At 39.2% G+C, this 24,478-nt stretch carries 21 protein-coding genes; 3 read left to right on the forward strand and 18 right to left on the reverse strand.

Annotation, left to right across the window (positions count from 1 at the left end; genetic code table 11):
• Nucleotides 1-931 precede the first annotated feature (931 nt).
• From IGJ00_RS09065 to IGJ00_RS09100, 8 genes are all read right to left on the reverse strand, one after another.
• The gene (locus tag IGJ00_RS09065; protein WP_438844344.1) at nt 932-1,174 is read right to left on the reverse strand and encodes an LPXTG cell wall anchor domain-containing protein; all 243 of its coding nucleotides are present in this window, start codon (nt 1,172-1,174) and stop codon (nt 932-934) included.
• Nucleotides 1,175-1,195: 21 nt separating this feature from the next.
• The gene (locus tag IGJ00_RS09070) at nt 1,196-1,798 is read right to left on the reverse strand and encodes a hypothetical protein (RefSeq protein ID WP_071866267.1); all 603 of its coding nucleotides are present in this window, start codon (nt 1,796-1,798) and stop codon (nt 1,196-1,198) included.
• A gap of 28 nt (nt 1,799-1,826) precedes the next feature.
• On the reverse strand, nt 1,827-2,351 hold the full coding sequence (locus IGJ00_RS09075) for a hypothetical protein (protein ID WP_438844345.1): 525 nt from the start codon (nt 2,349-2,351) through the stop codon (nt 1,827-1,829).
• On the reverse strand, nt 2,351-4,555 hold the full coding sequence (locus IGJ00_RS09080) for a hypothetical protein (RefSeq protein WP_438844346.1): 2,205 nt from the start codon (nt 4,553-4,555) through the stop codon (nt 2,351-2,353). The genes IGJ00_RS09075 and IGJ00_RS09080 overlap by 1 nt, the downstream gene beginning before the upstream one ends.
• 190 nt (nt 4,556-4,745) lie before the next feature.
• Nucleotides 4,746-6,674 carry a PTS fructose transporter subunit IIABC gene (locus IGJ00_RS09085; RefSeq protein ID WP_086334767.1) on the reverse strand — a complete coding sequence of 643 codons (1,929 nt, stop codon included), beginning with the start codon at nt 6,672-6,674 and terminating at the stop codon, nt 4,746-4,748.
• Nucleotides 6,675-6,692: 18 nt separating this feature from the next.
• The gene (gene pfkB / locus IGJ00_RS09090) at nt 6,693-7,607 is read right to left on the reverse strand and encodes a 1-phosphofructokinase (protein ID WP_438844347.1); all 915 of its coding nucleotides are present in this window, start codon (nt 7,605-7,607) and stop codon (nt 6,693-6,695) included.
• A complete protein-coding gene (locus IGJ00_RS09095; protein WP_272017931.1) occupies nt 7,604-8,356 on the reverse strand; it encodes a DeoR/GlpR family DNA-binding transcription regulator in 753 nt (250 codons plus the stop codon). The genes pfkB and IGJ00_RS09095 overlap by 4 nt, the downstream gene beginning before the upstream one ends.
• A 252-nt stretch (nt 8,357-8,608) precedes the next feature.
• Entirely contained in the window at nt 8,609-9,934 is a 1,326-nt protein-coding gene (locus IGJ00_RS09100) for a hypothetical protein (protein ID WP_438844348.1), read from the reverse strand.
• Nucleotides 9,935-10,060: 126 nt separating this feature from the next.
• Here IGJ00_RS09100 and IGJ00_RS09105 point away from each other — a divergent pair, with 126 nt between their 5' ends.
• A complete protein-coding gene (locus IGJ00_RS09105; RefSeq protein ID WP_019724257.1) occupies nt 10,061-10,210 on the forward strand; it encodes an SPJ_0845 family protein in 150 nt (49 codons plus the stop codon).
• Nucleotides 10,211-10,278: 68 nt separating this feature from the next.
• Here IGJ00_RS09105 and yihA read toward each other — a convergent pair whose 3' ends face one another.
• The 7 genes from yihA to IGJ00_RS09140 all read right to left on the reverse strand — a co-directional run bounded on the left by yihA (nt 10,279) and on the right by IGJ00_RS09140 (nt 17,073).
• The gene (gene yihA, locus IGJ00_RS09110; protein ID WP_065097105.1) at nt 10,279-10,866 is read right to left on the reverse strand and encodes a ribosome biogenesis GTP-binding protein YihA/YsxC; all 588 of its coding nucleotides are present in this window, start codon (nt 10,864-10,866) and stop codon (nt 10,279-10,281) included.
• Between the two features lie 115 nt (nt 10,867-10,981).
• Complete coding sequence (gene clpX, locus IGJ00_RS09115) at nt 10,982-12,229, reverse strand: ATP-dependent Clp protease ATP-binding subunit ClpX (protein WP_071866262.1); 1,248 nt, start codon at nt 12,227-12,229, stop codon at nt 10,982-10,984.
• 187 nt (nt 12,230-12,416) lie between these two features.
• Nucleotides 12,417-13,703 carry a trigger factor gene (tig, locus tag IGJ00_RS09120; RefSeq protein ID WP_071866261.1) on the reverse strand — a complete coding sequence of 429 codons (1,287 nt, stop codon included), beginning with the start codon at nt 13,701-13,703 and terminating at the stop codon, nt 12,417-12,419.
• Nucleotides 13,704-13,854: 151 nt separating this feature from the next.
• Nucleotides 13,855-14,790, reverse strand: a complete 936-nt coding sequence (locus IGJ00_RS09125) for a hypothetical protein (protein WP_086334772.1) — start codon at nt 14,788-14,790, stop codon at nt 13,855-13,857.
• An 89-nt stretch (nt 14,791-14,879) separates the two neighbouring features.
• Nucleotides 14,880-15,557 carry an RDD family protein gene (locus IGJ00_RS09130; RefSeq protein ID WP_438844577.1) on the reverse strand — a complete coding sequence of 226 codons (678 nt, stop codon included), beginning with the start codon at nt 15,555-15,557 and terminating at the stop codon, nt 14,880-14,882.
• A 188-nt stretch (nt 15,558-15,745) separates the two neighbouring features.
• Entirely contained in the window at nt 15,746-16,771 is a 1,026-nt protein-coding gene (sppA, locus tag IGJ00_RS09135) for a signal peptide peptidase SppA (protein WP_438844349.1), read from the reverse strand.
• An 11-nt stretch (nt 16,772-16,782) separates the two neighbouring features.
• Nucleotides 16,783-17,073, reverse strand: a complete 291-nt coding sequence (locus IGJ00_RS09140) for a hypothetical protein (protein ID WP_071866258.1) — start codon at nt 17,071-17,073, stop codon at nt 16,783-16,785.
• A 391-nt stretch (nt 17,074-17,464) separates the two neighbouring features.
• On the opposite strand from IGJ00_RS09140, the gene glmS reads away from it, so the two are divergent.
• Nucleotides 17,465-19,273 (forward strand): glutamine--fructose-6-phosphate transaminase (isomerizing), encoded by a 1,809-nt coding sequence (gene glmS, locus IGJ00_RS09145; RefSeq protein WP_195513309.1) that lies wholly within the window; start codon nt 17,465-17,467, stop codon nt 19,271-19,273.
• A 281-nt stretch (nt 19,274-19,554) separates the two neighbouring features.
• Nucleotides 19,555-20,850, forward strand: a complete 1,296-nt coding sequence (locus IGJ00_RS09150) for an ISL3 family transposase (protein WP_260697409.1) — start codon at nt 19,555-19,557, stop codon at nt 20,848-20,850.
• Between the two features lie 188 nt (nt 20,851-21,038).
• On the opposite strand, the gene glmM is transcribed toward IGJ00_RS09150, so the two are convergent.
• The 3 genes from glmM to cdaA are packed head-to-tail and all read right to left on the reverse strand — an operon-like array spanning nt 21,039 to nt 24,474.
• Nucleotides 21,039-22,394 (reverse strand): phosphoglucosamine mutase, encoded by a 1,356-nt coding sequence (gene glmM / locus IGJ00_RS09155; RefSeq protein WP_010735243.1) that lies wholly within the window; start codon nt 22,392-22,394, stop codon nt 21,039-21,041.
• Nucleotides 22,395-22,417: 23 nt separating this feature from the next.
• Nucleotides 22,418-23,593, reverse strand: a complete 1,176-nt coding sequence (locus tag IGJ00_RS09160) for a CdaR family protein (RefSeq protein WP_065096806.1) — start codon at nt 23,591-23,593, stop codon at nt 22,418-22,420.
• On the reverse strand, nt 23,590-24,474 hold the full coding sequence (gene cdaA, locus IGJ00_RS09165; RefSeq protein ID WP_010735241.1) for a diadenylate cyclase CdaA: 885 nt from the start codon (nt 24,472-24,474) through the stop codon (nt 23,590-23,592). The genes IGJ00_RS09160 and cdaA overlap by 4 nt, the downstream gene beginning before the upstream one ends.
• Nucleotides 24,475-24,478: the final 4 nt, after the last annotated feature.

A 24,478-nucleotide genomic window follows, 5' to 3' on the forward strand; every position in this document is an offset into this window, starting at 1 on the left:
ATGACGCACATTTTATTCATTTGATGAACATATAATATTTTTTCAATCATTTTTGTGGACAATTCTGTCACAACTCTTCATCCATCTAAAGCCGATTCCCTTTGTAGCAACTCACCTATTCCCCTTTTTTTGACAATTTCCTCCCGCTGATAATCTTGATTTTATTTATTTGAGTTATTTTGATCATAATAGTCATATGAAAACCTTCATATTGATTCAAGCAAGCCTTGCCCTTTATAGACAATTAGATCACGAACAATAATCTAGTAAATTTTTACTTGTTTTTCGTGCTTATCTATATTGATTAAAATTAGATTATAAAAAGATTGCAAAATAATGATACTACACTCCTTTATTTATAGTCAAAACATGTTCTATGGCAAAACGCTGAAAACGATTGTTATATAAACAACAAAAAATTAATTTCCCTCTATAAAAATGTTAAGAGAGGTATTATTTTAGCTAAACAGCCGAACCATTCACACTTGATCACTATTTATGGATGGTCAAAATAATACAAAAAATAACAAATAATTTTTTAGTCTCATAGGTGAGACTCATTTTTTCCAAGGTTATTTATGTAATAAGTGCCGCATGAAATCTATCTATCGAGTCAACCGATTTTTGTCATTGGGAGAATTCAAATCAGTACGATATGTTACTAGTACGATATCTTTTATTCAAATTAAAATAAAACGTTACGAATGAATGGCTGTTTTCGATATATGGAATCGCTCTATTCACAACAGGTTTTCAATAGTGTTTACATTTCAATTGAAGCAAGCATGTGACCGCCCTAAGGTCTTTTCTATGACGAAAAAAGAACAGAAAAGAGATGTTAATCTTCTTTCTGCTCTTTTTACTTAAAACCTTCTCAATACCTACTGATTTGGATTTTTAAGGATTTGTTTTGTAAGTTTTATTTCTTGAATCAAGTATTGTCCAATTGATGTCTCAGAAACAATCCCCCTACGATCATAAAAATCAACACGAATCCTAAAAGTGAAAGATATATACCTGTTTGATCATTTGTCTGTGGCATTGGTTGAACCACCTTCACTTCTGTACGGGCCACCTGATTTCTTTCGGTTGTAGGCGATTCTTCGGGTACTGGTGCAAGTGTCGGTGTTTCTACACCTAGCCTCCCATTAAATTCAATCGTCGTAGTACTCATAGTATCTCCTCTAACTTAGGATTAAAAGTTCACGGCGTCTAATTGAAGTGTCAGTGTAAATGACGGATTTGCTTCTGAAATATTAGCTGATGTGACAGCACCACTATAGCTAAAAGTAGTAGAGGTCGGGTTTGATGTATCACCAGTAGCTGTCAATCTCCCCTCACGATTTGCTAAAGTGAATATCACTCCGGATGATTCAGGTGTGAAATCTTGCAGTTGACCGTTGGCGATCAATCTTCTTGACGCTGATAAAGGTGATGGCGAAACAATATCTAAGGCAGAGATAGCGGAATAATCGCCAGAATTGCTTGCAAAATTTTTAACAGACACTGCTACTGGTCGACCAGAATTATTGGCGATATTGTAGGTTGGTGAATTTATGCTGGTTGTGCCTGCAAGATTATAAAAAATTGTCGCAGTGTCCAGTGTGACATTGATCCAATTTGTATCACCTTCTTCGATTTCTTCTTCAGGATCTGTATTGTCCAACCCCAAAGAACCGTTGATTTGAATATCTGCCGTTGGTTCTCCAATAACATCCGATGCTAAAATCGTCGTTGGTGCAAACGCTCCCGCAGTTGTTCCTAAAACGAATACACTTGCTAATAATTTCTTTTTCATCCTAATATTCCCCTATCTAATGTATTTTTTATTCGATGACTAGTGTTACTCCAGCTGCTACTTGTCCTTTTTTCTGATTCGTATCTGGATCGTATAAGCTAAACATTGCTACAGATGGATGTTCTCCTTTCTCCAGTGACTGTTCAAGTGTTACCTCTTTTATTTCATACCCTGGCTGGATTGCGCCAGATGTATAAACAAGTTCATCATTACTCTGTTTTCGTATTTCCACATTGATGGGATGGCCATTTTCAAGTGGGTTCTTGATCATCAATTCACCTTGCAGCGTTCGGTGATTAAACGTCGCCTCTGGTGAAATCATTAGATTGAATTTACTTCTATCAACTGCTGTTTGCGATAATTCTAACAACTCTTCTTCTGAGATTCGTTGCGCATCTTTTCCATCTGGAAGGAATTCCCCGCTGACAAGTGTCAATGGTTCAGGTGTTTTTTGAAAGTAATATCGATAAATCAGCCAACCACTAATCAGTAATAATAGACTTACCAATATAATAATCAGAGTTTTCTTTCGTTTATTCATCCCTATTTCCATTAATCCACGTCTCCTTTTGCTGTCAGAGTATAAGTCAATCTAAAATCTGTTTCATGTTTCTTGAAAATCGATCCAGCGAATTCACCTTTTAAGAAAAGTTCTAATGGATCTTTTAAGAACGGTTCTAATGTGATCGCTTCCGGTCGATTTTCACCTACAATCAACGGCCCAAATGCTTGACCATCATTTGTACTCAACTTCAATAACAAATGATCCCCCTCCACTTCTGGTATCTGAACAACCAATGAAATTGTCGGATCAATCGAGTGATCAGCAATATGTGTCACTGTAAAATCAATGGTAAAATTACTATGGGTAATGATTGGTTGGCTATGTTCCTCTTGATGAAAAGTTCCAGCTTCACGAACTTCAAATATCTTTTTCAGAGGCACTTCTACATGTATCGGACTGCGAACAATCATCACTTCTTTTTCCTCCCATAAACTAATCGATAAGGGCTCCATCTCTTGCCCTACAACCGCTCCGTCAGCCATCTGTTGAAAAATTACTTGGACATACACATAGTAGGTACCTGCCCGTAATTGTTCATTCAGCCAAGACAAGCTTGTTGTATTTTCGACTGCCATCACTCCTGGTGTATCCGGGTTTGCTTGTGCAATCGCATCTTGGGCAGCAGGTGAGGTCACCGAATCTCCACTCCAAAGACGTTCAGTGCTAAGCTTATAGCGGACCTCTTTAATAATCTGACTTGTTGGATGAATCGTAGTCAATAGTTCACTTTTGCCGATCTGTACATTTGGAATGCTGTCCCACGTAAAATGAACACCTCTTTGATAAATCGCTTGTCGCAACCCTATGAGACTAAACTGATTGTCTGCCAAGATTTGTGTCGCCCTTCCTGGTATTTGCCTTTTCCCTAAGCCTTGGGCATGATCAAGATAATTGATCTGGTAATCTCCAGTAACACCTGGAACACCATCTAAGCGATTGAGCGTCATATCTCGGGCGAATAATCGATTGGTTGTACCGACATTTTCAAAATGGATAAACTCCGGTTCATCGACATTGAAAGTTACTGAATTACCTGAATTGATCGGGCCGTTGCTTAAGAATGTTGTTTGAGCATCTCTACCGATATTGATCGTTGTAGCATGTGAATCGGAAAAATTAAGTGCCCGATTCGCTGTTTGTCGATAGAAAAATTTTGCGTTGTCAGCGATTGTAAAAATCAATGGTGCACCATGTGTCAAGTTTTGCTTTGATGAAAGAATTGACACTTCTGCCTCTTCTTCGATCACGACTTCTATTCGCCTATTACCTCCATTCGAACCTCCAGTACCAAATCCATGAATAAATCCTGAATCGGTTTCCGTTTGATGATCAATCGTTGTTTTTGTACCTGAACCAAAAACAAGATTATAACCTTCCATAAATTCCTGGCTATTTGTTCCTGCTCGACTAGTAAAATGGTTCTCTCCTTTAAATATAAACGTCGACTCTTGATTCCAAGACAAAAGTGGTTGTGCACCTGTTCTTGCATAATAATCAACATCTTCAAAAACTGCCGTAAAGTTTATTCCTGATACATTTCCAGATCCAATAATTCCATAGTAGGTATTGTTGTCATAGATTCTTCCAGCGGCATCTGTCATGCTATTGCTTCCAAAATTCATATTTCTAAGTGTCACATGTACCCCAGATCTTTGGATTCGATATCCCGTATTAATCGCTGTACTACTAGAACTATTAGAGTAAAGCATGTGAAATCCCTGCCCGTCGACCACTAAATTTCTTCTTATCTCAAAGACATCTGAATCTTGGTACAAGATATGATTCGTCAGAACAACATGATAAACCCCATTTGAAGGACTTGAATTGATTGCTCTTAGCACATCACGTAATTCAGTAGCTGTTCCAGCAGTATAGGGATTTCCTTCAGTCCCAAGCCCATTCAAGGATTCAATTTGTTCAAATCCATGATTATTCACATCATCAGTCATCACATAGTCAAACGTTTCCCACTCGGTTCCATTTTCTAAATCTGATAGAATTTCTTCCTTTTGAATAGATAGCCCTTGTTCTTTTTCGTTATTTTTTGAATGTTCAAAATGATGGATATCTTCTCCTGCTTCATGAGAATCATTGACTTCAAATTGTATATCTCCAGCGTAATAATGAACGATTGGTAATAGACTTAAATAAAAAAAAACTAGTAATATAGATATTTTATTCATTATAATCATAATTACCTCCACATATTTTTTAAAAAAGAAAAAATTAGATAGATTAGATTTTGATTGCAAAACGATGATACTATGAAAAGAAGTAATAAGTCAACTTATTTGGTATAGTGTTTTTTTAAAAAAAAAGAATCTTACTAAAGAATTATACTTTAGTAAGATTCGACTATTTCTATTAAACAACTATACTATATCAAGCTTCAACAGCGGCAGGTGCTTTTCTTAGCCAACCATAGATAATACCGGAGACCACTGCACCAATTAAAATAAATACAAGATACATAATCGGATGACTTAGTAAGAAGACAACGAAGATCCCGCCATGTGGTGCTAGCAATTTGATACCAAAAGCTCCCACTAAACCACCTGTCAATGCAGAACCAATAATGAAACTTGGAATTGCTCTGATTGGATCAGCTGCGGCGAATGGAATCGATCCTTCGGTTACGAAAGAGAGCCCCATAACAATGTTTGTCAAGCCAGCATCTTGGTCTGTTTTACTGAATTTATTTTTGAATAAACGTGTTGCAACGAAGATAGCTAATGGTGGAACCATTCCTCCCGCCATAACGGAAGCCATCACAACACTACCACCCGTTGCGACAGTGGTTGCTAATGTTGCTGTACCGAACACATATGCTGCTTTATTGATTGGTCCGCCTAGATCGGCAGCCATCATCCCAGCAAGTAATGCACCTAATAATGCAGCATTCGAACCGCTAAGTCCAGATAAGAAACTATTCAAACCATCATTGAGTGCTTTCATCGGTACATTGACCATCAACATCAAGAAACCGGTAATCAACAATCCGAATACAGGATAGAATAGAATCGTTTTGATTCCTTCCAGTGACTTAGGTAAGTTTTTGAATAATTTACGTAAGAAGACGATCACGTAACCTGCCAAGAAACCACCAATCAAGGCACCCAAGAACCCAGCACCGCCAGCATTTGCTAATGCTCCCGCTGCAAAACCAACGATCAATCCAGGACGGTCACCAATACTTGACGCAATGAATCCAGCTAAAACTGGTAACATAAAGCCAAATGCGGCTTGTCCAATTTGATTGAACCAGCTTGCTGCTTGGTTGTAATTCCCAAGGTTGGCTAATTGATCTTGTGGTACACCCATGAACTGATCGACCATGAATGATAAGGCAATGGCGATCCCACCGCCGATAACGAATGGTAACATGTGAGAAACACCATTCATCAAATCTTTATAGATTCGTTGGCCGATCGTTCCATCTGCATTTCCTTCGTCAGAAGAATTTTCTTTTCCATCACCATGGAAAACTGGTGCTGAACCACTGACAGCTAAGTTGATCAATTCTTCCGTTTTTCGAATACCGTCACTTACTGGACGATTGACTAATTCTTTTCCGTCAAAACGATTCATTTCGACTTTTTTATCAGCCGCAACGATAACGCCATCTGCACGGGCAATATCTTCAGCAGTTAAACGGTTTTTGATTCCTTCTGAACCGTTTGTTTCAACTTTGATCTCAACACCCATCTCTTTGGCTTTTTTCTTCAACGCATCTTCAGCCATGTAAGTATGGGCGATCCCTGTTGGACATGCAGTAACTGCAACAACAAATTTTTTATTAGAAGAAGTCGCTGTTTGTGCTGCTTCTTCTTGTTCCGCTACCGCTTCTGCTTCTTTTTGTTGTTCCGCTGTTTGGAATAATTCTTGGACCTCTTCCGGTGTTCCTGCTTCTTTTAATTTTCCAACAAAATCTGGATCGATCAACAAACGTGATAAAGCAGCTAATGCTTGCAAATGTGTGTCGTTTGCTCCTTCTGGTGCGGCGATCATAAAGAATAAGAAAGTTGGTTGACCATCTAGTGCTTCATAATCCACGCCTTTATTACTTTTCGCAAACAAAACTGTTGCTTCTTTGACAGCCGCATTCTTCGCATGTGGCATTGCAATGCCATCGCCCAACCCAGTGGATGTTTGAGCTTCACGAGCTAAGATCCCTTGTTTATAAGTTTCGATATCTGAGATACGACCTGCATCATACATTTTTTGGACCATTTCATCGATGGCGCCTTTTTTATCAGTTGCCTGTAGATCCATGATCATCGCATCTTTAATCATTAAGTCTTTGATTTCCATGATTTACCCCCCACGATATTAATCAATTTTTGTTATTTCTACTTCTGGTAATAATTCATCAATGAATGAACGAACCGCTAAATCATCCGAAAAAGCAGTTGCACTTCCACATGCCACGCCCCACTTGAAGGCTTCTACCGCATCTCTATGTTTGCTATATGAACCGATAAAACCAGCAATCATCGAGTCTCCGGCACCCACTGAATTTTTCAATGGTCGAACTAATACATTTGAACGGTAGGTTCCTTCTTTTGTAAACAATAAAGCACCGTCCCCAGCCATTGAGATCAACACATTTTTTACTCCTTCTGCTAGTAATTTCTTGCCATAAGGAATGATATCTTCAACGGAATGGAATGTCACATCATACAATTCAGCTAGTTCGTGATTGTTTGGTTTGATCAATAACGGTTCTTTTTTTAATGCTTCTTTCAAATCATCGCCGGTGGTGTCAATCACAAACTCAGCACCTTTTTCACGGATGATCTCAATCAATTCTTGATAGAATCCCGCACGTAAACTCGCAGGTGTGCTTCCTGACAATACCACGATATCGTCTGCTCCAACTGTTGCTAATTCTGCTTTCAAACGTTCAATGGCTTGATCTGAGATTGTTGGTCCTTGTCCATTGATCTCTGTTTCAGAATCAGACTTAAGTTTGATGTTGATCCGTGTATCTTCTTCCACTTGTGTAAAAGCTGTCGCGATTTGTTCTTCTTTCAACCAGTCAGAAATAAAATTCCCAGTGAAACCACCAAGAAATCCTAAAGCGGTCGAATCAGAATCGATTCGCTTCAATAGACGAGAAACATTGATCCCTTTTCCTCCAGGGACTTTGAAATCTTCGGTCATTCGATTTAAATCACCGAGTTTTAATCCATCTACTCGTACGATAAAATCGATGGATGGATTAAGCGTTACTGTATAAATCATTGATTTGCCTCCTTAATTGTCGTCCGTTCACTGTAGTCGTCAAGAAATTCTAGTGGACAACGCTCGGTTATGATCGTGGCATCTTGCAGTGGTGCAACAGAAACAAAGGTTTGCTTATTGAACTTCGTATGGTCAAGTAAAACATAACTATCTTGGGCATTTGTAATTGCTAAGCGTTTGACCGCTGCTTCTTCTGGATCTGGGGTAGTGAATCCACGTTCAAGATGAACGCCATTCATTCCCATAAATGCTTTATTAAAATGGTAATCCCGTAATTGGCCAAGTGTATTAGCTCCTAATACTGCATTCGTTGAGAGTTTCACTTGCCCCCCTAGGACGATCGTTGAAACTTGTAGATCAACTAGCGCAGCAGCATGTTTTACTGAGTTAGTTACAACAGTGATCCGTTTATCTTTTAAAAAGGGGATCATCTCTAACGTAGTTGATCCTGCATCAAGATAAATGACTTCTTCATCATTCACCAGTTCTGCTGCTAATCGTGCAATCACTTGTTTCTCATGAACGTTTTTGAGCGTTTTCTCGCTCATGTTTTGTTCAAAACCTAAAAGATCCTCTTTTTTTGCTCCTCCATGGATACGTTGCAATAACCCTTCATCTTCTAACTCTTGAAGATCCCGTCTAATCGTTGATTCAGAAGCATCTAACAAGACTACTAACTCTTGGGATTTGACAATTTTATGTTGTTCCAATAGTTGTAGGATTTTCTGTTTACGTTCTTCTGTAAGCATTTCCACGATCACCTCACGATAGATTCTAGCATATTTTGATTTAACATTCAACAAGATTCATTCAAAAACATTCAAAAACGATAAAATCCTGAATCTACAAATAACTTCAACTACAATAAGAAGCCATCCACAAAATCATGCTTCACTTTTTGTGGATGCCTTCTGACATTTTAGGTTTTAAACTAGCTTACGTTTTCAATTTTCTGATCGTTTCAGCACGATCCAGCTTTTCTTGCAAACGATTGAAATGAGCTAATTTTTCTGCATCAATAGATTCCCAGACAATTCAGCTTGATCTAATAAGACGACCCGGAGACGTTTTTTTCCTTGTACTGCGTCAAAGCTTAAACGTCCTCTTCTCTTGCGGATTCGTTTGAATTGGATCTCTGATAATCGATTGCGGATCTCTTCGATGGGAAAATCAGCTAAAAACTTAGTCGGCAAGTAAATACGTAATGAGGTCAAATAGTCTTGGTACATTTCATCGGGGGCTTCGACATTCAAGTATTCATTGATATAATAACTATAAGCATCGATCCCCTTATCTAACATGAATGTTGGATCGATCACTTTATAACAGATCAACTGGCTATGGCTTTCATCGACCCAAGGAAAAAATGCTTGACGATTCAGGACACCTCTCGCTCTTTTTTCTTTGTAATCGTAAGTAGCAAAATCATAGCTTCTTGTTACGAAAAATGTTGCTTTCTTCTTTTCTGTTGGTTGCATCAAATGATTTTGATACTGGACCGCTTGCAAGGAGTCCTGAGTATAGGCATACTCGACAAATGGCTCTTTCAGTAAACCAACGCCATTGTCCCACGACAAATGATCAAAGCCTAATTGATCTCGATAGTATTGTTGAAATTTTAAATTCGCTTCACTTTGCCAACGAAATGGCTCGCGATACAACTGGATACCAATGACTTGATTCTCGTATTGGGTGATTTCCTCCACCTGTTGCATTTCCAAAAAAATCTCTTTAGGGATCAGTTGATAATAATATTGACTATAATACATTTCCCAACAAGAAGTAAAACAACGCCCTTCTACGATTAGATCATACCCGGGAAACTGGTTACAATCTACCTCAATTTGCCCATTTCGCCCTTTGATTTTAGGCAACTTCTCGATGTTCTCGGCAGATTCAAAGGATAAACGCTTTTCGATTTCTTTCGTATTATGATATAAATATTCTTCGACGCTTCTCATATAAGCAAAAATACCATTTTTTTGCATTTTTGTTTGAAGATAGTTTCGAATCACCGATTCATTTTTTTGAAATACCTGCCACAAAAACTGATAATCAATTTGGAGATGATGATAGCCAAATTCGAAACGGCAAGTGAGATCATTCTGATAAATTTCAAACCAACCGATCTCTTCATCAGAGATTTCTTCTAAGGCTTTTTTTAGTGCAATTAAGGTATATGGTTCTTTCGTATGACGAGAGGATTGGAAAAAGTCAGGGGTAAGCAAGATACGAGTCAGCATGGACCAATCATAGGCTTCTTCTTTTTCGTTCGTACGATCTCTGGTCAAGACGAGACGGAACATCATTTTTTCTTTCGACACCATATTTCTCACCTCTCTCAAATCTATTTATAATCAAATTATAACGAATAATAAAAAAAAACTAAAACTTTTCGTCTTATGCCACCGATTGAGGGGTAGCATGTTAAAATAAAGAAAGAGGTGATAAACATGGGATTGAAATTTGAGCGTACAGATAATTTCGACAAACTATTTGAATCTTTTGGCGTTGATCCGGAAAAGACCGTTGCTCCAAAAGAAGACATTGACCGCTTTTTAAAACCAAAAAGCGAACCAAAAAAAGACAAAAAAAAGAAATAAACAAAAAAGACTTGATGCCTTAGCTTTTGAAAGTTTGCCTTTCAACCTAAGTATCAAGTCTTATTTGTTTACTCGCTGATCGCGTCTTCGATCGCTTGCCACGCTTCTTCTTTTCCTTGTTTAGTTACAGAAGAAAATAAAATGAATGTGTCATTGCGATCGAAATTCAACGCTTTTTTAATTTCGCTTTCGTGTTTGTTCCATTTTCCACGAGGGATCTTATCTGCTTTTGTCGCAACAACGATCACTGGGATATCATAGTATTTTAAGAATTCATACATTTGGATATCTTCTTGCGATGGTTTATGGCGAACATCCACCAGTGACACGACTGCTTTTAATTGTTCTCTAGATGTCAAATAAGTTTCGATCATCTGTCCCCACTTCGCACGCTCTGTTTTAGAAACTTTCGCGTAACCATAGCCTGGAACATCGACAAAATGCAGCGCATTTTCGATCAGATAAAAATTCAGGGTTTGTGTTTTCCCTGGTTTACCTGATGTACGAGCGAGATTCTTTCGATCGATCAGCGTATTGATAAAGGAAGATTTCCCGACATTTGAGCGACCTGCTAAGGCAATCTCTGGTAGATCTGTTTCTGGATATTGTTTCGGTGCAACAGCACTGATCACAATATCCGCATGATGGACTTTCATATGCTCTCTCTCCTTCAAAGCGGCAAAGTGGCTCACTCCCTCTCCACTTTCTTCGACAGAATGAAAAGGAGTAGTCGAAAAAGCTTCTAAAACTTTCACGACTGCTCCTTTCATTTTATCCCGCTTTTTTTTCTGAGTCTTTGTAAATAACTGTTGGTTTGCCGGTCAGTTCGGCAGCTTCTTTTGTAATGATCACTTTTTCGATCGTTTCATCAGAAGGAATATCAAACATGACATCCATCATGATTTCTTCGATGATCGAACGTAAGCCACGTGCACCAGTATTGCGCTCAATTGCTTTTTTCGCAATAGCTTTTAGTGCTTCTGGTTCAAATTCTAAAGCAGTGTCATCTAGTGAAAGTAATTTTTGGTATTGTTTCACTAACGCATTTTTCGGTTCCGTCAAGATACGAACTAAATCGTCGGTTGTTAGTTTTTCTAACGCAGCCATTACAGGTAAGCGTCCGATAAACTCTGGGATCAAGCCGAACTTCAATAGATCTTCAGGAATGATATGTTGCATGACACTTTCATTTTCTGAAAGTTTTTGGTTTTGTGTACCGAAACCAATCGTTTTCTCGCCCATACGATTTTTTACGATTGTTTCGATGCCATCAAACGCACCACCGACAATGAACAACACATTCGTTGTATCGATTTGGATGAATTCTTGATGAGGATGTTTGCGTCCACCTTGTGGCGGCACACTGGCAACTGTTCCTTCCAAGATTTTCAGTAAGGCTTGTTGTACGCCTTCCCCTGATACATCGCGTGTGATCGATACATTTTCGCTTTTACGTGCAATTTTGTCGATCTCATCGATGTAGATGATTCCTTTTTCCGCACGTTCAACATTGTAATCAGCAGATTGCAAAAGTTTCAATAAGATATTTTCTACATCTTCACCTACATAACCCGCTTCTGTCAAACTTGTTGCATCAGCAATGGCAAATGGTACATTCAATGTTTTTGCTAATGTTTGCGCCAAGAATGTTTTACCTGAACCAGTTGGACCGATCAGGCAGATATTGCTTTTTTGCAATTCGACATCATCGTTGTCTTGTGCTTCTTGATTGACACGCTTATAGTGATTGTAAACAGCTACAGCCAATGAACGTTTTGCACGTTCTTGTCCAATCACATAATTATCCAATACTTCAAGAATCTCAGAAGGTTTCGGTACTTCAGTAAACTCTCGTACTGCTTCTTCATAAAATTCTTCATCAATGATTTCTTTACATAGGTCGATACATTCGTTACAGATGTAGACCCCCGGACCTGCTACGATTTTCTTTACTTCTTCCTGTGTTTTACCACAAAAAGAACAGCGTACAGTCTCATTACCACTTGGATTATCATACATGGTCTTCACCCCTTAACTTGCGTTGATTCGCAAGAAACTATCAAAGACTTTACAGTCTTTCCCTATCATACCATAATTTAAAAAAAAGCAAAAGTATCAAAGAAGTTTAAAACAAAACGAAAGAGTCTAGGCTTCATCTAAGCGCCTGGACTCTTTCATATAGATGCAGATCAACAATTCTATTCGCTTATTCTGCTTCTTTTGCTGTACTTGTAATCAATTCGATCGCTTTTTTCATGATCACATCATGTTTTAGCATATCTTCTGTCAATACACGTTTGATTTGATCAATCGGCATGTTGTAAGTTTCTGCTAATTCTTGGATCTCTGCAGTGATTTCTTCTTCTGTTGCATCTAGGTTTTCAGCAGCTGCTACAGCTTCGATCACAAGGTTTGTTTTTGTACGCATTTCTGCTTCTTCTTCAAACTGTTTGTGCAAGTCTTCTTCTGTTGAACCAGTTAATTGGTAGTACATTTCTGGTGAGATTCCTTGACGTTGCATGTTGTTCAAGAATTCGTCCATTGAACGGTGAACTTCATCATGGACCATCACATGTGGAAGATCAACGATTTCCGCATTTTCGACTGCCAATTTGATTGCTGCTTCATCTTTTGCATCTTCTGCAGCTTTTTCTTTTGTTTCAGTCAATTCTTTCATGTATTTTTCTTTTAATTCTGCTAATGTAGATACTTCATCGTCTACATCTTTTGCAAATTCGTCATCTAATTCAGGTACTTCTTTTGTTTTCACTTCGTGGATCGTTACTTTGAAGACTGCTTCTTTACCCGCAAGATCTTCTGCTTGATAATCTTCTGGGAATGTCACAGTAACATCTAAGTTTTCGCCTGATTTGTGGCCAACCAATTGTTCTTCAAAACCAGGAATGAATGAACCTGATCCTAATTCTAGTGAATGGTTTTCGCCTTTTCCGCCTTCAAATGCTTCATCGTTGATGAAACCTTCAAAATCGATAACGACAGTGTCGCCATTTTCAGCTGCAGCATCTTCTTTGATGACTAATTCAGCTTGCGCTTCTTGTTCACGTTTAATACGTTCTTCAACGTCGGCTTCTGTTACTTCACGGTCTTGTTTTTCAACCACTAAGTCTTTGTAATCACCTAATTTTACTTCAGGTTTTACAGTTACTTCTGCTGTGATCGTCCAGTCTTGGCCTTTTTCCATACTTGCTACATCGATCTTAGGTTGAGAAACCGGATCGATTGCTGCTTCTTTAACAGCTGCTTCATATGCTTCAGGTAAGACAGCGTTCAATGCATCTTCGTACAATGCTTCTTCTCCGTACATACGGTTGAATACTTGACGAGATACTTTTCCTTTACGGAATCCAGGAACGTTCAAGTTTCCTTTTACTTTATTAAAGGCAGTTGTCAATCCTTTTTGGATTTGATCTTGCCCGATCGTAAATGTTAAAACACCATCATTTGTGCCTTTTTTTTCGAATGTTGCAGTCATTTATTTCCCTCCGAGTTTAGAAATTCATTTGATACATCAAAAACGTTTCATGCATACCTTTAAATAGTACACTAACCCTTCCAAATTGTAAACATATTGAACGAGGAGAATCCACGTTTTTCATGACTTTTTTATCTTTCCCTCTGTTTTTTTACGTATTGAATAATAATAGTTCTGTCATTATTTTATTTCTTTTTTCAGTGAATTCGAGTTGTTCAGATGCCAAAAGATCCTCACACGGCTGATTCGTATAGGTTGCTACTGTTTGTTTGAACCATTTGTCAAGATTTCCAATGTAGCTATCATAGATCGGATAAACGATCGCCGATTGCATCGTGAACTCTTCTTTCAAATTCTCACTCATCAAGGCGTCTTCTCGCTCATACGCTTCCGCCATTTGTTTGATTCGTCGATAGGAAGTTTGCTCTTCTGGACGCACCATTTTCTTTGGTATCACTTCGATCAACTCTTCCTCGATCGTCAAGTATGCAACTGGCGCTGCTTCTTTGACTTGAACGAGCGACTCAAGCAACTTGGCCCTTACAAGAACATGGACCGTTTTTAAAACGATCAACTTTTTAGCGGTCTGGATAAATTCGTGGTAAGGCAGTTGCTCGATTTCTTGGATATACCTCAACTGAGTAGTTGGTTTTTCAAAAGGTAATTTTTCTACCAGTTGATAGATTTCACGAATCTTCTGTCTTTGCATCTGTCCGACTAATTCTTCTGATTGTTGGATTTTCAGCAAAACTGCTTGCTCAAAATCATCGGGAAAATCAGCACTTGCAATCAATTTTCGTGCATATAAAAAATCTTTTGCTGTAATCAGTAGATCAAAGTAAAAAGTAGCTAATTCTTCATTCATCAAATACTGTTTTTCATGCAAAAGTGCTTGATGAAGTGCTTCTTCCCACATATCCAATTCTGATAGTGCCAACACGTACAACGTATTTGCCTCAAATGTTGCTTCAAGGTCATATGCACGTTCAAACAGCTCTTTTGCTTGACTATACTGATGATCTGTTAATGCCTGTTGGCCAATACGCATCAAATTGTCGTATTTATCAGGAAAATCGATCGGTCTCACTTAGGTTCTTCCCTTCACTCTTTTATCATTTGTCTGACACGACTTATTGAACAATAACCAATATTCAGCCATTTTCTCTACCTAAAGAATCAAGCATTCATCTCTTGATTAAATGCTTTGATCATATTGATCGTTACTACACTCGTATTTGAGAAATAATCCCCGATGTGTTGTTTTTTCTTACTAAAGATGACCGGGAGATAGCCGATAAAAAGTAACGGAAATCTCAAAATGAAGCGACAAGCGCCCTCACGAACTAATACTGTACTCCATGAAAGTTCCTCTTCATCAAAACTGATCACTCGAATACCAAAAATCATTTTCCCAATCGTCTGTCCGTGATTCCATTTCGTCAATAAAATAAAATAAGCTAAATAGGCGATCAATGACAAACTACCATAGATACTCAAATAAGAATCAGAAACTTGAAGCCATCCTAGATTCACTGCGATGCCTAACGTTAAGCGAGTAATTGAGCCAATACAAATCAGATCAACCAAAAACGCAGCAAAACGAACCCAAAAACCGGCAAAGAAATAATAAGGAAAGCGATTGATACTTGGTTCATCGGTTTTCTGTTCTGTATATTTTCCCCATTTTTTTTGATTTTCTTTGATCTCAGTTTCTGACAGTGGTTTTTCTTCAAAGGAACTTAGCACCTTTTGAGAAAATCCCGGATCTGGTCCCACAGCCGGTTGGTCATTTTTTGCTTGTGTTGCAAACTCAAGCTCTTCTGACGAGCTACTTGTGTTTTTGCCAGCTGTAATTTCGTCTTTAGGAGCACCTGAAGCGTCTACCGTATCTTGCTTTCTACTAGTCGGATCTACTAATTTATTTTCTTCTACCTTAAAAACTTGTTCAGATGATACCTCCGTACGTTCAGTTACTTTCGGTTCCTCATTGGTCTTTGATCGTTCTTCGGGTGTTGACGCATTCGTTGATTTCTCGTTCATGCTTACTCACCTCCATATAGATACATGGCTCTTGGAGATTCTGCTGTTCCTAGACTTTCAAGTAATGACAAGATCTGACTTGTTTCAGACGCTTGCAACCCTTGTAATTCTGCTAATTTTGCACCAAACCAAGTATTGCCAAATCCAGTTGAACTAGTTGAGTATTCAACCAACTCAGCATCTTGTAGATCAAGATCTTCTCTCATCGCAGCTAAAGCATCTGTTGGATAGCCGATTTCGTCCACCAAACCTGCTTCTTTCGCTTGGACACCGTCGTAAATACGACCATCTGCGACTTTTTTCACTTCATCTTCTGATTTGTTTCTTCCTTCGCTAACTACTTTGACAAAACGATTATAGGCGTTATCAATATAAGTTTGCAACACTGCGTGATCTTGCTCAGTTTCAGGTCGAGTAGCCGATCCCATATCTTTTAATGCGCCACTTTTTACTGTGGTATCTTCAACACCGATTTTTTCAAGTAAGCCCGAATAGTTGAGTCCGGACATGATCACACCGATTGAACCTGTCACTGTTTCTTCCGTTGCAAAGATTTTATCTGCTTGTGCAGAAATATAGTAACCACCACTAGCAGCCATATTTTTCATGCTGACATACATCGGTAGATCACGTTCTGTTCGGACCTCGTTGAGTAAATTGGCAATTTCTGCACTTTCATAAACTCCGCCACCCGGAGAATTGACTTCCAATAAAATCCCGCTGACGCTTTCATCGGCTTCGATCGCTTCAATTTGTTTCAAGAAATCTTCATGATTATAACTCTCAGTAGCGAATAGACCGGAAGAGCCTCCACTAGCTATGGCGCCATCCACAGTCAATTTTGCGATTCTTCCCATACCACTGCCTTCTTCAAGTACCACCGGTGACATTTCATCGTCTCCATATAACCAACTATTGATGTTACCCATTTGTACTTCTTCTTGCGGTTGCGTCAAACTTGAAGATACCAACGAAACAACCAATAAGCCGGCAGCAATCAGTACTGCTATCCAACGTTTCTTATTCATTTTACACTCTCCTAATATAGATTTCTAATCACGATCACAGCTTCAGAACCAGGTGTCGCATTCATCTTTTCTGCTTTTTCTTCAAGGGTGTACCCAGTAAACTGTTCGTGGGTCAATTCATCTTCAACGACAAACTGTTGCGCATGTTCGATTTCGAACGCATCAGGGGCGATTTCTTGGATACTGTCCCATCCGGTATCCAAAAAGATTTTAGTGTCATCCGTCACGTGTTCTGTTTTTTCAAATGCTGCAATTTGTTTTTTTAACATCCCCAACGTCATGATTTCTATCTTCTCTTCCATCTTTCATCCTCCTTCTATCTATGATTATTGTACCGAACTACAAGAAAAGATGATAGTCGAATTTGATAATTTTCTTTCGTCCAGGCCAATTAGATATATACCAATTTATTTTTTTATCTTTTTTATTGACAAACCTCACACATTAACGTTATGATTTTAGATGTTTCCAAAGAAAATAATAACAGGAGGATAATTAGACCAATACGGAATAGCGCCAGGTCTGTTTTAACAGATGACGAGGAAAGGGTTGATCGAAGGATTCGGCGGATGGCCCTAGGGACTGCACCCTAAAAAGAAACATAAAAACTATCTGTGAAGGTAGAACAAAAGGTTTCTTACGCAGTTGGAAACGCTAATATCAAGTTTATAACAGAAAGTAGGATGTTTTTTTATGTGCGGAATTGTTGGAATGATTGGATTAGAGAACGTGACACCAGGGTTGATCAATGGGTTAGAAAAATTAGAATATCGCGGATATGATTCGGCGGGTATCTTTGTCTCAAATGGAAAACAGGACCATTTAGTCAAAGCGCGCGGTAGAATCCAAAACCTTAAAGATAAATTATCTCCAGAAACGACTGGTACAGCAGGTATCGGTCATACAAGATGGGCAACTCATGGGGAACCCGCAGAGAAAAATGCACACCCCCACCACTCACAAAGCGGACGTTTTGTTTTAGTCCACAATGGGGTGATTGAAAATTTTGAAGAATTGAAACAACAATACGTAGCCGCTGATGACTTCATTGGCGAAACAGATACGGAAATCGTTGTTCATTTGATTGAAAAATTCGTGGAAGAAGCGCAAGATACACAAGAAGGATTTAGAAAAGCGCTAGAAGTCATCGAAGGTTCTTACGCTTTTGCCTTGATGGATCGCACAGCTCCTGAAACAATTTTCGTTGCCAAAAACAAAAGCCCTTTATTGATCGGTAAAGGCCAAGGATTCAATGTGATCGCAAGTGATGCGATGGCGATGCTTGCTTACACTAAAGAATTTATTGAAATCGAAGATCAAGAAATGGTGACCGTTCAAGCAAAAGATATCACGATCCAAACAATGACTGGTACGATCATAGAACGTGATTCTTATGAAGCACAAGTAGATGCTTCTGACATTGAAAAAGGAACATACCCTTACTATATGTTGAAAGAAATCGACGAGCAGCCGATCATCATGCGTAAAATCGCGCAAACCTATGTGAATGAGGACAATGAAATTCCTTTAGATCACAAATTGATGGACGAACTGTTAGCAAGTGACCGTATTTACATCGTCGCATGTGGCACAAGTTATCATGCAGGATTAGCGAGCAAGCATTCCTTCGAACAAATGACTGACATTCCAGTAGAAGTCCATTTGGCCAGTGAGTTTGGTTATACCATGCCTTTATTATCGAAAAAACCATTCTTCATCTTTTTGAGTCAAAGTGGCGAAACCGCTGATAGTCGTCAGGTGTTAGTCAAGATCAATCAATTAGGTCACCCTTCATTGACGATCACGAACGTTGCTGGTTCTACGTTATCAAGAGAAGCTGGCTTCACTCTGTTGCTACATGCAGGTCCGGAGATCGCTGTTGCTTCAACTAAAGCATACACTGCTCAAATCGCTGTACTAGCTTTACTTGCAAAAGCAGTTGGTGATCAAAAAGGCAATAAACGTTCATTGACATTTGATGTAGCGCACGAATTGAGTATGGTAGCGAATGCGATGGAAACAGTGATTACCCAAAAAGATGAACTCCAAGAACTAGCTGCGGAATTCCTGAATGACACGCGCAACGCCTTTTATATCGGCCGTAGCAACGATCACGATGTCGCTTTAGAAGCTGCTTTGAAACTAAAAGAAATCAGCTATATCCAAGCAGAAGGTTTTGCAGCCGGTGAATTGAAACACGGTACCATTGCACTGATTGAGGAAGGCACACCAGTGATTGGGATTATTAGTGAGGAAATCACAGGGGCTCATACACGTGGCAACTTAAAAGAAGTTGAAAGTCGTGGGGCAAAAACTTTAGTGATCGCCGCACATGGATTAGAAAAAGAAACGGATCAATTAGTGATTCCTGCTGTTCATCCATACCTTTCTCCTCTTGCCATGGTCATCCCGACGCAATTGCTTGCTTATTACGCGACCCTATTGCGTGGATTCGATGTAGACAAACCAAGAAACTTAGCTAAATCAGTCACGGTTGAATAATCAATCAAGTGACCCTTTAAATAGTCAATGCTCTTTGAGATCCCTGTACGAAATGATTTGTCATTTCGTACAGGGATTTTTTATTTGATCTAGTAAAGCAGTTGATCGCTCGTTTTGTATCATGCGACAGCCATCGTCTTTTAAAGGCTCTATAATTTATGGGACTGATGAATCAAAATTGATTCTTCAGTCCCATTTTCATTTTAGGTATTAAAAAACATATCGTTCTCTAGTATGATTAAATCACCACAAAATAAACAACTGAGAGGACGATATGCTATATGAATGATTCTATCAAAAAAATGCTGAGATTAATAGATAAAGATTTGATGATTACTGAGATCTCTTACGAGATCTTTCATAAGGAAAAGACATTGGTCATTAATGCCATTCTCTCACCTGATCCTCGTACCTGTAGAAGTTGTGGTTCTACTGTGGTAGATGGAAACGGGAAAGCAATTGTCGTGAAAAATGGGAAGAAGGAAATCATTGTCCGCTTTGAACAATACAATCATATGCCAATGGTTATGCGCTTAAAAAAGCAACGCTATACCTGTAAAAACTGTCGAACCCATTGGACTGCTCAAAGCTATTTTGTCCGCCCAAGACATTCAATTGCGGATCATGTCAGATATAAAATTGCTTCTTTACTGACTGAAAAAGTCTCTTTATCTTTTATTGCGAAAAGCTGTCAGGTATCTTTGACTACCGTTATTCGTACATTGAAAGAGTTTAAAAGCTATTTACCAAAGCCCACTAAGAGGATTCTCCCCAAAGTATTGATGGTTGATGAATTTCGTTCGCATACTTCCATAGAAGATAAAATGAGCTTTATTTGCGCAGATGGAGAAACAGGTAATTTAATTGATATCTTACCTACGCGTAAATTACCTCGATTAACAAACTATTTCTTGGGCTGCATCAATCCAGAAGAAGTAAAATTCTTAGTCACAGACATGAACGCCGCCTACTTCCAGCTTACCAAACGCGTTCTGCCAAATGCGAAAGTAGTGATTGATCGGTTTCATATTGTCAAACACATGAATCAAGCTTTCAATGAGTTGCGTATCCGTGAAATGAATGAACTGCGTAAAGCAGGACAGAAAAGCCATGCAGAAAAACTGAAAAAGAACTGGCGCTTTCTGCTAAAAAATCGTGCAAACATTAACCACTATGAGTATAAAACATGGAAAAGTTTCCGAGCACCTAAATACCCATTTCTTACTGAAGCAATGATGATTGATCGATTGCTTAGCTTTTCTACGCCCCTAAAGGAGGCGTATCCCTTTTTCCATGAATTAGTTGAAGCTTTTCGAGACAAAGACCCTGACTTGTTTTTCTCCTTATTGGCAGAACTTCCCGAAACGTTAGATGACGGCTTTCGTGAGAAACTTCAAAACCTTCTGACCTACGAAGAAGGCATCGCCAATGCGATGATTTATCCTTACTCCAATGGAAAAATAGAAGCAAAGAATACCCACATAAAAACGATGAAACGAGTATCCTACGGTTTTAGATCATTTGAGAACATGAAAATTAGAATCTTTTTGACCAATCAATTAATCAATGTTAGATAACAAAAAATCTGAGCCAGAATGAGGTTCATTCTGACCCAGATTTAATTTTTCGCAACTCATCAGTCCTTATTGACAAAGAGCCCTTTTAAATGACCTTATGTGTAATGACCCATTATTTCAGAAACGAACACAAAAAGAGAGTCAATCTCTATAATCCAAAGATTGACTCTCTTTTATATGTCATTCTATTAATCGATTCCAATCTCAGCTTTGACAACCGCTGCGATTTTGTCAACATAATAGTTTACTTTTTCATCAGATGGTGCTTCTGCCATCACGCGTAGTAATGGTTCTGTTCCGGAAGGGCGGACTAAGATACGTCCTTCACCGGCCATTTCAGCTTCTGCTTCTTCAATGACTTGCTTGATTGCAGGAACTTCCATTGCACCGTTTTTGTTGCTTACGCGGATATTGACTAATTTTTGCGGATAGATCGTTACTTCTGCCGCTAATTCTGATAATTTTTTACCAGTTTGTTTCATGATATTCAACAATTGGATACCAGAAAGCATACCATCTCCCGTTGTATTGAAATCTAGGAAGATCATATGACCAGACTGTTCGCCACCGAAGTTGTAGTCATTTTTACGCATTTCTTCGACCACATAGCGGTCGCCCACTTGTGTCACAACATCTTTCAAACCGATTTCTTCGACCGCTTTATGGAAACCGAGATTACTCATGACCGTTGTAACGATCGTATCTTTTTTCAGACGATTTTTAGCTGACAAATATTTCGCACAGATAAACATGATCTTATCGCCATCTACGATATTTCCTAATTCATCCACCGCAATGATACGGTCGCCGTCGCCGTCAAAGGCAAGACCGACGTCTGCTCCTTTTTCTACTACCATTTCTGCTAGACGCTCAGGATGCGTTGATCCGACACCGTCATTGATGTTCAAGCCATTCGGATTTGTTCCCATCGTGTAGAAATCAGTTTCCAAATCAGCAAACAAACGATTGACAGATGTTGCTGTTGCACCATTTGCCGCATCTACACAGACCGTTAAGCCTGAAAGATCGCCATTGATCGTCTGTACTAAGAATTGTGAATATTTCAGCAACCCTTCTGGGAACTCTTCGACTGTACCTAATCCTTCAGCAGAAGGTCGTGGCAATTCATCGACTTCCGCATCTAACAATGCTTCGATTTCTAATTCTTGGTCATCATCTAATTTAAATCCATCTGCACCAAAAAACTTGATGCCGTTATCTTGAGCTGGATTGTGTGAAGCAGAAATCATGACACCTGCGCTTGCTTTTTGTAAACGTGTCAAGTAAGCCACTCCTGGTGTAGAGATCACACCTAATTGAAAAACTTCGATCCCGACAGATAACAGACCAGAAACTAACGCTTCTTCGAGCATTTGACCTGAAATTCTTGTGTCACGTCCAACCAATACACGTGGACGTTTTCCATCTTTCTCATGTTGGCTCAGTACATAACCGCCGCAACGTCCTAATTTGAAGGCCAATTCCGGTGTTAGTTCTTTATTCGCTTCTCCACGGACACCGTCCGTTCCAAAATATTTACCCATAGCTGTAAATTTGCTCCTTTAACTTAATTTTCCGATGAATCCTCTTGACTATTCGGTTGACTACTTGATTGTGTTGTCTCACTTGATGATTCATTCGACCCTTCACTTGATGTTGACTGCGTCTCTTCGGAATGACGTGTCGTCGATGACGAAGAGTTCGCAGGTGTCGACCCTGCACCAGAAGTTGTACTTCCTCCCGAATTTCCGGAATTTCCCGAATTAGAACGGCTAGTGTTTTCCGTGCTTGTTTTCAGGATCGGTGTGATCTCAACATCGATTGAAGTTGGTGTGATACTAAGTCCACTCTCTACCGGAATATCAATATTTCTTGTCGTCCGGTGGACGATCCCAGAAATATCGATTGGTATCGTGATGCTATTTCCTAGTTGAGCCAGTTGACTCTCTGAACCAGTGACTTCTGCTTCAATGTCAGAGAAACTGAAATCGTAACTCTCCACATTATTTGCGGGGGTCCCTTGTGCTGTTCCATAAAGTCGAATCGTTTTCGTAGGCTTTGTTACCGTTGCTTTTGCAGTGACTTGCACTGGATCTGAAACAATACTTAAAGGTTCTCCTGCACTATTCAATGCTTGTACAGTGACTCTCGTGTCGACCCCATCGTCCGTGATCATCGCAGGTTCGATCCTCGCTACGACCTGTTGGATCTCTTCTAGTGTCTGATCGCCAGTCGTGACCGTCACTTTTTTTGGTGATAATTCAAGGTCATTCAATTCGAATCCAGCTGGAGTTGATTCTGTTGTGAGTAAAGGCGTGACCTCAAATTCTTTTGTCACTTTTTTCTCGATAGTCACTGTGATCGTATCCGGCTCTAGTTTTGCTTTGACCGCACTGCTCAGATTTCTGATTTTCAATGGTACTTCATGTGTTCCCTCACCTAAACCAGTGAGATCTGCTGTCACCCGAAACATTCTTGTATCTTCAATTGCTTCGGCATTCAACTGAACACGATTGGCACTGGACAACTTCGCTGTGACCGTACTCTCATATCCATGGATATAATATTGATCCGTGTCGTATAAAAGTTGTACTGACACATCAGAAACGTTTTGCGTATAGGCTTCATTTCCTGACAGCGTGTCTTGGACAGATTGTCCATTCGCATTAAAATACAGCACAATACTGAATAATAACGCAACAAACGCATATAAGATACTTTTACGCCTCTCTTTTGAGATCATTTGTGATCCCCTCCCTTAGTCATCACGTCTAAGAAGGTTTGGAGCGTATTTTTATTTTTGTTTTTTTCTTCGACGATCAAATTTTTACGCAAGATCGTCAAATATTCTTCTTGAGATAAGCCAGGCATCAATTGGTTATCCAACGTAATGCTGACATCTCCTGTTTCTTCTGAGACAACGATCGTAATCGCATCGCTCGCCTCACTGACTCCGACAGCCGCTCGGTGACGGGTTCCGAATTCTTTCGGAATCAACATACTTTCAGATAAAGGCAAGTAGGCACTGGCTACTGCAATTTTTCCATCTTTTACGATCACTGCACCATCATGCAGCGGTGTATTCGGAATAAAAATATTGATCAGTAATTCGCCAGTGATATCGGCATCTAAAGCAATCCCTGTTTCGATATATTCATCCAAACCGGTGTGGCGTTCGATCGTGATCAAGGCACCGATTTTACGTTTGGACATATATTGGATCGCTTTGTCGAAAGAAAGGATCATCTGTTCATCTTCTTGCTTCTCACTCTTCGATTGTTTGAAAAGTGAGCTACGACCGAGGTGTTCTAATCCACGCCGTATCTCTGGTTGAAAAATGACGATAGCCGCAATCACACCATACGTGATCACTTGATTCATCAACCAAGATAAGGTATGTAGACCAATAATCTCGGCTAAGATCCGAATAACAACAAAAATCCCTACCCCTTTTAGCAATTGGATTGCTTTTGTTCCTCGCAATAGTTGAATGAGTTTATAAACTAAATACCAAACAACCAATACATCGAGTATGTTCACCAAAAAATTCTGAGAAAACAAGTCACCGGAAAACATTTGTCGCCAATAGTCTAAATTAAAAAGTTCTCCGATTTGAAATGACATAGAC

This window comes from Enterococcus sp. AZ062 (assembly GCF_051715065.1).
Lineage (GTDB): Bacteria > Bacillota > Bacilli > Lactobacillales > Enterococcaceae > Enterococcus_B > Enterococcus_B mundtii.

Excerpts from the sequence above, each read along its gene's own strand:
- sppA (WP_438844349.1), bottom strand. The coding sequence starts at position 16,771 with ATGAATAAGAAACGTTGGATAGCAGTACTGATTGCTGCCGGCTTATTG.
- clpX (WP_071866262.1), bottom strand. The coding sequence starts at position 12,229 with ATGTATGATAATCCAAGTGGTAATGAGACTGTACGCTGTTCTTTTTGT.
- IGJ00_RS09105 (WP_019724257.1), top strand. The coding sequence starts at position 10,061 with ATGGGATTGAAATTTGAGCGTACAGATAATTTCGACAAACTATTTGAA.
- glmM (WP_010735243.1), bottom strand. The coding sequence starts at position 22,394 with ATGGGTAAATATTTTGGAACGGACGGTGTCCGTGGAGAAGCGAATAAA.
- glmS (WP_195513309.1), top strand. The coding sequence starts at position 17,465 with ATGTGCGGAATTGTTGGAATGATTGGATTAGAGAACGTGACACCAGGG.
- cdaA (WP_010735241.1), bottom strand. The coding sequence starts at position 24,474 with ATGTCATTTCAAATCGGAGAACTTTTTAATTTAGACTATTGGCGACAA.
- pfkB (WP_438844347.1), bottom strand. The coding sequence starts at position 7,607 with ATGATTTATACAGTAACGCTTAATCCATCCATCGATTTTATCGTACGA.
- IGJ00_RS09080 (WP_438844346.1), bottom strand. The coding sequence starts at position 4,555 with ATGATTATAATGAATAAAATATCTATATTACTAGTTTTTTTTTATTTA.
- IGJ00_RS09075 (WP_438844345.1), bottom strand. The coding sequence starts at position 2,351 with ATGGAAATAGGGATGAATAAACGAAAGAAAACTCTGATTATTATATTG.
- tig (WP_071866261.1), bottom strand. The coding sequence starts at position 13,703 with ATGACTGCAACATTCGAAAAAAAAGGCACAAATGATGGTGTTTTAACA.
- IGJ00_RS09065 (WP_438844344.1), bottom strand. The coding sequence starts at position 1,174 with ATGAGTACTACGACGATTGAATTTAATGGGAGGCTAGGTGTAGAAACA.
- IGJ00_RS09140 (WP_071866258.1), bottom strand. The coding sequence starts at position 17,073 with ATGGAAGAGAAGATAGAAATCATGACGTTGGGGATGTTAAAAAAACAA.
- IGJ00_RS09160 (WP_065096806.1), bottom strand. The coding sequence starts at position 23,593 with ATGATCTCAAAAGAGAGGCGTAAAAGTATCTTATATGCGTTTGTTGCG.
- IGJ00_RS09150 (WP_260697409.1), top strand. The coding sequence starts at position 19,555 with ATGAATGATTCTATCAAAAAAATGCTGAGATTAATAGATAAAGATTTG.
- IGJ00_RS09095 (WP_272017931.1), bottom strand. The coding sequence starts at position 8,356 with ATGCTTACAGAAGAACGTAAACAGAAAATCCTACAACTATTGGAACAA.
- IGJ00_RS09070 (WP_071866267.1), bottom strand. The coding sequence starts at position 1,798 with ATGAAAAAGAAATTATTAGCAAGTGTATTCGTTTTAGGAACAACTGCG.
- yihA (WP_065097105.1), bottom strand. The coding sequence starts at position 10,866 with ATGAAAGTCCATCATGCGGATATTGTGATCAGTGCTGTTGCACCGAAA.
- IGJ00_RS09100 (WP_438844348.1), bottom strand. The coding sequence starts at position 9,934 with ATGGTGTCGAAAGAAAAAATGATGTTCCGTCTCGTCTTGACCAGAGAT.
- IGJ00_RS09085 (WP_086334767.1), bottom strand. The coding sequence starts at position 6,674 with ATGGAAATCAAAGACTTAATGATTAAAGATGCGATGATCATGGATCTA.